Annotated in this window: 8 protein-coding genes; 2 read left to right on the top strand and 6 right to left on the bottom strand. The window is 70.4% G+C overall.

The features are described from left to right. Window positions 1-443 (top strand): hypothetical protein (locus AC5WRL_RS27335; RefSeq protein WP_496091357.1); only part of this gene is annotated, 443 nt, incomplete at its 5' end. 794 nt (window positions 444-1,237) lie between these two features. Here AC5WRL_RS27335 and AC5WRL_RS27330 read toward each other — a convergent pair. Continuing rightward, the gene (locus AC5WRL_RS27330; protein WP_496091356.1) at window positions 1,238-1,522 is read right to left on the bottom strand and encodes a hypothetical protein; all 285 of its coding nucleotides are present in this window, start codon (window positions 1,520-1,522) and stop codon (window positions 1,238-1,240) included. 110 nt (window positions 1,523-1,632) lie between these two features. On the opposite strand from AC5WRL_RS27330, the gene AC5WRL_RS27325 reads away from it, so the two are divergent. After that, complete coding sequence (locus AC5WRL_RS27325; RefSeq protein WP_496091355.1) at window positions 1,633-2,970, top strand: NsdA family TPR-like regulatory protein; 1,338 nt, start codon at window positions 1,633-1,635, stop codon at window positions 2,968-2,970. Between the two features lie 168 nt (window positions 2,971-3,138). On the opposite strand, the gene AC5WRL_RS27320 is transcribed toward AC5WRL_RS27325, so the two are convergent. The 5 genes from AC5WRL_RS27320 to AC5WRL_RS27300 are packed head-to-tail and all read right to left on the bottom strand — an operon-like array spanning window position 3,139 to window position 8,344. Further along, on the bottom strand, window positions 3,139-3,432 hold the full coding sequence (locus AC5WRL_RS27320) for a hypothetical protein (RefSeq protein ID WP_496091354.1): 294 nt from the start codon (window positions 3,430-3,432) through the stop codon (window positions 3,139-3,141). Next, the gene (locus AC5WRL_RS27315) at window positions 3,429-3,722 is read right to left on the bottom strand and encodes a hypothetical protein (protein WP_496091353.1); all 294 of its coding nucleotides are present in this window, start codon (window positions 3,720-3,722) and stop codon (window positions 3,429-3,431) included. The genes AC5WRL_RS27320 and AC5WRL_RS27315 overlap by 4 nt, the downstream gene beginning before the upstream one ends. 9 nt (window positions 3,723-3,731) lie before the next feature. Then, complete coding sequence (locus tag AC5WRL_RS27310; protein WP_496091352.1) at window positions 3,732-4,535, bottom strand: LysM peptidoglycan-binding domain-containing protein; 804 nt, start codon at window positions 4,533-4,535, stop codon at window positions 3,732-3,734. Between the two features lie 9 nt (window positions 4,536-4,544). Then, a complete protein-coding gene (locus AC5WRL_RS27305) occupies window positions 4,545-4,874 on the bottom strand; it encodes a hypothetical protein (protein ID WP_496091351.1) in 330 nt (109 codons plus the stop codon). Window positions 4,875-4,885: 11 nt separating this feature from the next. Beyond that, a complete protein-coding gene (locus tag AC5WRL_RS27300; protein ID WP_496091350.1) occupies window positions 4,886-8,344 on the bottom strand; it encodes a hypothetical protein in 3,459 nt (1,152 codons plus the stop codon). Window positions 8,345-8,354: the final 10 nt, after the last annotated feature.

The following is an 8,354-nucleotide window of genomic DNA, read 5'->3' as shown; positions in this document are numbered from 1 at the left end:
TGACCCTGGCCGACTTCATGGCCGCGCGCGGCCCGCTGTACGCCGGCGCCACCCCTTCGCCTGCTACGGCCGGCAAACCGCTCCACGCGCCCGACCCGAACGCCAATCAACCCGACGCTTTCCCCGCTGGCCTGAGCCACAGCTCTTATGTCGATCTGTGGATGTATCTGGCGGCTCGCGACCCGCGCACCACCTGTGCCGGCGCCGAGGGAACCGACTACACCGGCTGCGCGATCGTTGAAGACCGCTCCACCGCCGTGTACGTACAGCCCACTGGCGTTTACGCCACCCCAGGGGCCACCGCCCTGGCAGCTCAGGTCATGGGCCGGATCAGTGCCTGGGTGGACGCCGGCCGGCCGACCATGAGCACCTGGAAGACCACCCTCACCCCAGGTGGCGACCCCAACCATCCCCTCCTTGTCCCCAGCGGATGGGCCAGCTGATCAGAGCCACCACCCCACTGGGGCCGGGTGCCTTCGAAGCTCACCGGAGGCACCCGGCCCATTGCTATCTCCTCACCGCGTCCACCGTGCACGAAGCGATCAGCACCAACGGGTAGATGACCGCCATGCAGCATCCACCCGTCACGAGCAGCCGGTCCAGCCATGAACGGCTGCTTCGCTCACCGCTGTGTGCCATGAGCTTGCCCTCCCGAGTCCGAGGCGGGTCCGGTGCGGGCGACCGATAGGCAGTCGCCGCACGCTAGACGAGGTACGTAGGGGCCACCGCCGGTGGGCGGCCCGGCCCAGGTGACCTCTGCTGTCCGGTGGCAGGCGAAACAGATGCCGGTATGCCACCACCCGTAACCGGCATGACCGGAGAGCTGATGAGGTACTCGACGCTGACGGGGCGCCATCAAGCGGCTTCAGCACGGGCCGCCTTGGCAGCTGGTCGGCGGTTCCGGGGCACCTGGGGGAGATACTTGAGCGGAACCTCGGGAAGCCTCGCCTGACCGGCCGGGGTGTGGCAGAAGCAGGCGCAATCCGACCGGAGGTAGCGCGGTGTCTCCAGTCCGCTGGGCCCCTGGCATGTCCAGTGCCACCACCCGGGCCCCGTGCCATCGCCAGCGGCCTGGCAGACGCCGGTGATGGGTCGGGGATCGCCGTATGCGTTCACCAGCTCGTTGATCACGCCGTCCGCCCGGTGCTGCCAGCCAGCTCTTCAACACACCGCCATGCCACCGTGCACAAGGCCCGGTATCGGCAGATGCAGGCGCTGAAGGGCTCCCGCTGCGCCGTCATCGCCCGACCTCCGACTGGTGCATGATCCCCTGTGCCCCGGGCGGATGTTCATCCAGCGGCAGCAGCTCGAACTCCAGTACGCAGCCCAGGCAGGCGAATACCACTCCGTCCTCCAACGCGGCGACGGCGACCAGCCGTTCGTGCGGGACGTCCCCACAGCGCTGTGCGCCGATCCCGCACCAGCCGCTCACGCCGTCCGCCGAGGGATGCGGGCTGGCTTCTGCGCGCTTGGCATCGGTCAAGTTCGGTCGCGAGAGCGCCCAGTTGATCGGCTTCGGCATAGCAGCTCCTCGGCATCGGGAATCACCGAGTTAACCGATTTGGCCACCCACGGCGATACCGTGGAGACACGGAGAGACCGTGAACGCCATGAACACTGTCGGGAGTCGACATGGCCAGACGCACTCGCGTGCCCAATTCGAGGCTCGCTGACCTCATTGACCAGGCGCGATGGACGCGCACTCAACTGGCCCGCGCCGTGATCAGAGTCGCCCGGGAACACGGACACCAGCTCACCTACGACCAGTCAGCCGTGTCCCACTGGATCGCCGGCACCATGCCGCGCGAGTCCGTGCGCCCGCTGATCTGCGAGGCTCTGGCGAGACGGCTTCGGCGGCCGGTAACCGCCGCCGAAGCCGGCTTCCCCGCGGCGGATACGCCCGCTCGCGGTGGCCTCGCTGAGGAGCTGATCGACATAGGGACAGCTGACATGGACCCGGGCCGGCGGGCCACCTTCGCCGCCGGGCTGTACGAGGCAGCCCTTGAAGTCCCCACGTTCTCCGAGCTGGCGGCCCGGTCGGGCGCGATCAGCACCGGCCGTACCAGCCGCATCGGATCAGCCGAAGTCGAGACCGTCCGGCTGATGACGGACCACATCGCCAACATCCTGGACGAACTGGGGGAGGGGCACGCCAGGCCGATGGCCGCGGCCTTCCTGGCGAACACGGTTGGCCCTTACCTGCATGCGGAAGCGCCAGAAGAGACGCGCCGGGCGATGCGTGCCGCCGCCGCCGATCTCGTCTATCTCACCGGGTGGATGGCGATGTACGGCGACGCCCACAGCCTCGGGCAGCGGTACTACGTCAAGGCACTGGAACTCGCCGGCGCTGCCGAAGACCACGTGACGTACTGCCGGACCCTGCGCGGCATGTCCCTACAGGCAACCAGCCTCCATCACGGGCAACTGGCGCTCACCTTGGCAGACTCCGCCGCTGCGGCCGCGCCGGTCGCCGGCCCCCGACTGACCGCGTTCCTCCGCGGTCAGCAGGCGCATGCGGCAGCGATGACCGGCGACCGGCGGCAGGCCCTGGACCGCCTGGCCGAAGCAGAGGTTGCGCTCGGTCGCGCCGACGACCGACGCGAAAGCATCGGTGGGTACGACCGCACCGCGTTCCTCTTCCATGTTGGTCAGGTCCGCGAGTCGCTGCGGGATCTCCCCGGCAGCATTCGCGCAGTTGAGGAATCCATCCGTGTTCAACATCCGCAGGAGCGACAGGGACGGATGCACGCGTACGCCGTACTGGCCAAGCGTCAGCTACGGCACGGGCACCTCGATGCGGCGTGCACCAGTTGGTCGCGATACCTCGACTACTACCAGCAAATCAGCACCGGGAGGGGAGACAAGCACCTTCGGGAGATGCGCGAAGCCGTACGACCGCATCGAAGTGCGCGAGCCGTGCGCCAGCTCCTCGACCAGGCCACCGAGATTGCGGCGGCGAAGGCGGCATGACGAAGCCCCCGGGGCGTCGGGGCCGCCGGGGACTGTCACGGTCAGAGTAGCGGACCAGCCCTGCCCACGGCAGCGTGACGGCATGAGGGGCACCGTCGGCCCCACCTGACCATGACCGCCTCGGACATGGTGAAGAACCCCCCGAGGCATGGCGCCTCGGGGGGTTCTTCAGCGGAGCAGAGCGATGAGGCCGGAGGCGGCGCCGGCGATGCCGGTGATGGCGGCGATGGAGGGGAGCGGCCATCGGCCCCGCTTCAGCGTTTCCAGTTCGGACCGGACGTCTCGAAGTTCGTGTTCGACGTCCTTGCGGAGGTCCCTCACGTCTTGCTCGGTGCGGGTGGAGCGTTCGACCAGGACGGCGCAGGCGGTCTTGATCTCCCCGACATCGCGCCCGAATCCATTGAGCGCCTCGCGCAGTCGCTCCAGTTCTGCGGCGACGGCAGAGGATTCCGGCGGGGTCATCTGCCGTCCTGGAGCCGGTACTTCGCAAGCTCGGCGATCAGCCGGGGCGGCGCGTATGCCGGCTGGCGGGCCCAGCCGAGCATCGCCCCGCCGGCCAGCGTCAGCCACCGCCAGGCCAGCCGTACGCCGGTCACCTCCAGGCCGCGCGCCAGCCCGTACCAGGCTGCGGTGATCGCGGCGAGCACCAGGGCGGCGGACTGCTCGCCCGTTATGGGCAGTCCGAGCGTGGCGGCCAGGCCGATGCCCACCGGGACCAGCGTGCGAACGATCGACACGAAGGGGTTGTTCACGGTGGCCTCCTACGGGGTCGGGATGGTGAGCGTGTCGCCGGGGTGGATGGTGTACGGGCTGCGGATCCCGTTGGCGGCGGCGATCTGCTGCCACGTGACGCTGGCGTACCGCTGGGCGATTGCGGACAGGGAGTCCCCGGGCCGAACGGTGTACGTACGGCGCCCCGGGATGGTGAGGCGCTGCCCGATGCTGATGACGCCGGCGTCCCGGATGCCGTTCGCTGCGGTGATCTGCGCGACGGTGACGCCGTACCGGGCGGCGATGGCGTAGAGCGTGTCGCCCCGCACCACCGTGTGCGTATCGCCACCGCCGCCGGAGCTGCCCGGCCGGGGCCCGCCTGCGCGCACCCACGCCAGCAGCTGCGGCCCCGGGCACGCGGTGGCGATACCGTCCGAGTGTCCCCAGAGCTTCGCGCCGCCCCCGTTGCTGCGGAGCAGCGCCCGGGCGTCCGCCAGGGCCTGGAGCAGTTGCTCACCCGGCCCACCCTTGGTGCCGAGCAGCGCCAGCACCGCGAACGACCTCGTGTTCAGGGCCCGGTCGCCGTTCGCGCCGGGCCGGCGCTGGAGCCCGCGGCCCTCGATCACCCGGCCGTGCGGGCAACAGATGAGGTTGTAGGCGATGTCCACGTAGCCCTCGACCGCGTCGGCGAGGTGCTTCCGCCGGATGCCGGCCACCGTGGACAGGCACGCGCTGTGCGCTCCGGGCGTCCAGGCCGCGCCCAGCCAGTGCACCGTCACGCCGGCGGCGGACAGCAGAGAGGGCGCCGGCGATGTCGCCGGCGCCCCCCAGGCGCTCCGTCGTATGAGTTCCATTGGTGCCTCCTACAGGGGCTGTTCAGCCACCCAATCGACGATCGTTGAAGTGGTATTGCCGCGGGCGATGCACAGGGTGACGCCGTTGACACTGACTGCGGTGTAGGTGCAGTCGATGAAGATGCCGGGCACGCTCGTGCGCGCGGTGGCGGTGATGACCGGCGCCGACGTGAAGAAGCCGGCCGGGAAGCTGACGGTGAGCTGGCCGATGTAGTACGTGCCGTTGTAGAGGCCGCTGGTGCCGGGGGTGGTGGGGATGAGGGTGACGGAGCCGCACAGGGTGCCGCCGCGCAGCCGCTCGGCGGTGACGCGCATGCCGGGGCGCCAGGCGTAGGGCATGGTGATCCTCCTCAGAGTCCGACGATCATGGGATCGGCCAGGCGCACGTCGGCCCCGGCCAGGTGGCTCTTGCGGATGCCGTTGATGGCGCGGGTGACTGTGAACGGCTGTGCGGCGCCGGCCGGTACGCCGCTCAGCAGGAACACCCGCAAATGGATGTCGAATATGTTGCTCGCGGGGGCCAGGGTGATGGTCTGCGGTCCGTTGGTGGTGACCTGCCGCGCCCACGCGCGCAGCCGGCTGGTGCTGCTGCTCGCGCCGCCCGATTCGGCGATGAGGGACCAAGCGCCGGCGGTGGGTGCGGGCATGAGGCCGCTCGGGTCCCAGTCCCAGCCGGTGATCGCGAGCAGCCACTGGTCGGTGGCGGCTGTGGTGGTGGTGATGGTGGCGGTGGCTGAGAACTCGCTGGCTGACCAATGGCCGGCCACCGTGCCGCCGGCGGCCCGTACCGATAGCGCGGACCACGCGTCAGGCTCGGGAGCGACCATGGCCGTACGGGTGCCGGACGGGCCGGCGCCGATCGTCTGCCACCCCGTGATGGTGCTGGCATAGTGCCCGGCCATGCGCGGTCCGGACGTCATCCCGGCAGGGAGCGTGTAGGTGTTGGCGGCCTGCCCGAAACCGGCCCAGCAGCAGATCAGCAGGCCGGGGCCCTCCACGGAGGGGGCCGTGGCGGTCAGGGCGTCCTGCACCTCGTGGCGGTCGCCGGCCCCCGCCCACACCCCAGCGCCCGGGGCGCCGACCGCGGTCACCGTGATCCGTTCGCCGCCCACCGCGATGTCGAACGGTGGGTCGGTGGGGTCGGTGGACCATGAGGGGCCGATGGTGGAGAGCACGGACAGCACGGTGTCGTCGGGGCCAGCGTCGGCGGCCAGTTGGCTGCCGTCGGTGTCCACGTGCACCGGCGCCGTCTCGTCCCCCGGCGTCTCCGGGGCGACCTGGGCCGTACGCCAGCGCGAGGCGGGCGAGCAGTTGAGGATGAGGTCCCAGGTGTTGGGGTGCCCGATCTCCTCCGTGTAGCCCTCCACCACCAGGTCCACGGGGCCGGGTGCCACCCACGGCGGGGTGCCGACGATGCGCACCACCGCGCCGACGTCCAGCCGGTCCAGGATCGCCTGGCGGTCCGCCGGCGTGATGCCAGGGGCGGCCATGTCGATCCGGACGGTGGGCCAGCGGTCCTCGGGGCGGGTGGCCTGGTGCACGGACCAGGAAGCGGCTGGCTCCAGTTGGGCGTCCTCGTACAGGTTCCGCTCGGTGGTCGCGTCGTACCGGCCGATTCCGGCGGGTGGTTCGGCGGTGTTTAGCGGGCCTTCGTCCTGGACTGCGCGGCCGCGGCCGCCGCCGGGTCGGCTCACCTCCAGGTCGTTGATGACGTCGAAGTCATCGGGTTGCGGCTCCAGGGGTTCCGCGATGTGGCCGGCGGCGTAGTCCAGGACCAGGTCGGGCGGGCGGTCGTACCGCAGCCAGCGCGGGATGTAGTGCAGACCTCGGACGTACCGCAGCTCGTACAGCAGGCCACCGTCCGCCTCGGCGGTCTCTCGCACCAGACCGAGCACGGTGTCGATCCGCTGCGGGCCCACCCGCGCGGAATCGGCAAGGAGGCTGGCCGACGCGAGCAGCAGCCGTTCCTCCTGGGCGAGGCGCCGCACCCGGCCTACCGCCCGCTCGCCCCGGTACGCGTCATCGGCGGCTCCCGACCCGTCGCCGTACGGCGATACCGCGTGATCCGCAACGTAGGTGATGTGACCCACCGGCATGCCCGCCAGGGCACTGGGCCAGCGGGTGTTGATACGGGTGGGCACGGTCATCTGCGGTGCCTCTATCCACAGATACCAGGATTCATTGCGGCCGATGGGAGTCCACCACAGCCGGTATGCGTATCCCCCCGTGATCGGGACGCATGCGATGCGCATGCGGGTCCATCCGGAGTGCGCGACCGGGATGGTCGGATCCCCGGCGATCCAGTAGGTGTACCGGATAGCCCCGTCTGCGTCATACGCGACGATCCGCAGCTCTCCGGTGCCGGCCAGGCCCGGGCCCATGAGTGCGGTTATGCGCGCGATCCCGCCGCCGGCAGTTTCCAGATCGAGCATCTCGTACAAAGCTGGCTGCGTGCCCGGCATCCTGTCGAGGTAGTAGACAATCTCGGCTCTCCAGCCGTTCGGGCTCGGGCCAATGCTGGGCAGTGCCACCCGCATCGAGCCGCCGTCCCGGCCAATGACCGGCAGCGGCGCGGACGACACGAGATCGGACGAGGCGCCGAACTCCAGGCCCGTGGTGCTCGCGGCGCGGCCGCCGACCAGCCCCGAGGCCGCCGACGTCGAGTCAGAACCGTCCTCCATTGGCCAATACGCTCGCAGCGCCGGCGAGGTAGGGATGAGACGCCTCATGGCGGACTGGAGGGGTTTAGCGCCGGCCGCACCCAGACGCCGCAGCTGCCCCGCGACTTCGACCGGGGTCCACACATCCCGCCCGGAGACGTCCCAGCGCGTCGGCCACGCCACGACCTCGCCCAACATCCGAGGATGAAAGTCGGCCACGGCGCTGGGAGTCCACCGCACCCACACCCGGCCTACGCTATCCGTCCACGTAGTGGCCCCGATGGACAGTTGGCGGGTATCCAGGTCAGCGAGCAGCGGTCCGCCGATCCCGCGCCGGAGCTGCGCGCGGTAGTAGAGGCCGTACCCGGGCGCGAAGCCGAGGGTGGTGATGTCTCCGACCTGCAACGGCGCCGGGGCGTTGTGGATGGAGGTGGGGCCGGTGCCGGTGACCGGTTCGCCCAGCGGCCGCCACCCGCTCACCTCGGCGACATCAATACTCGGGGCGGTGTAGTAGCGGACGGTCCATCCGCCGGCCCCGTTGTTCACCTCGATCGTGGCACGCAGAGCGAACCGCTCCTCCGGCCGCACCGGCAGCGCCGCCGTCCCCAGCGCATCCAGCAAGGTGACGCCGTTCGGCGACCAGCCAAGCACCGGCCGGCCAGAGGCGTCGATCAGCAGCCGCCACGACCGCTGGTCGCCGGTGAGCTGGTACCGGCCGGCGATCTCCTGCACCTGGCTGGCGAACGCGCCTGTCTGCGTGGGGATGCGCCACAACGACAGCTCCACCGCCACATCCAGGTCCGCGCTGATGTCCAGGGCCTGGCTGCTGGCCACCTCGCACCGGCCCCCACTGCCGGTCGGGCGAAAGTACCGATCCCCTTCACCGCGCACCCAGATGCCGATCCGCGTATTCCGTCCCAGCTGCCCGTAGTAGGGGCCCAACGGGTTGCGCGGCGAGTATCGGCCATCGCGGTTGTTCAGCGTCAGCGTCGCCCGGCTGGGGTCCACGGCGCCGGCCTCATCCCCGCGGCCGCGGCTGATGCGGATCAGATCCCGGCTCAGCACATGCTCGGTGATGTCCACATAGGATCCACCGGCACCGATCTGCGCCTCGACAACGAGCGGCAACGGGCTCTCGGGAAATGCCACAGCGCCTCCC

Source organism: Streptomyces sp. NTD107 (assembly GCF_059510435.1).
The sequence above is the reverse complement of the archived record's forward strand: the minus strand, read 5'-3'. Positions and strand labels throughout refer to the sequence as shown.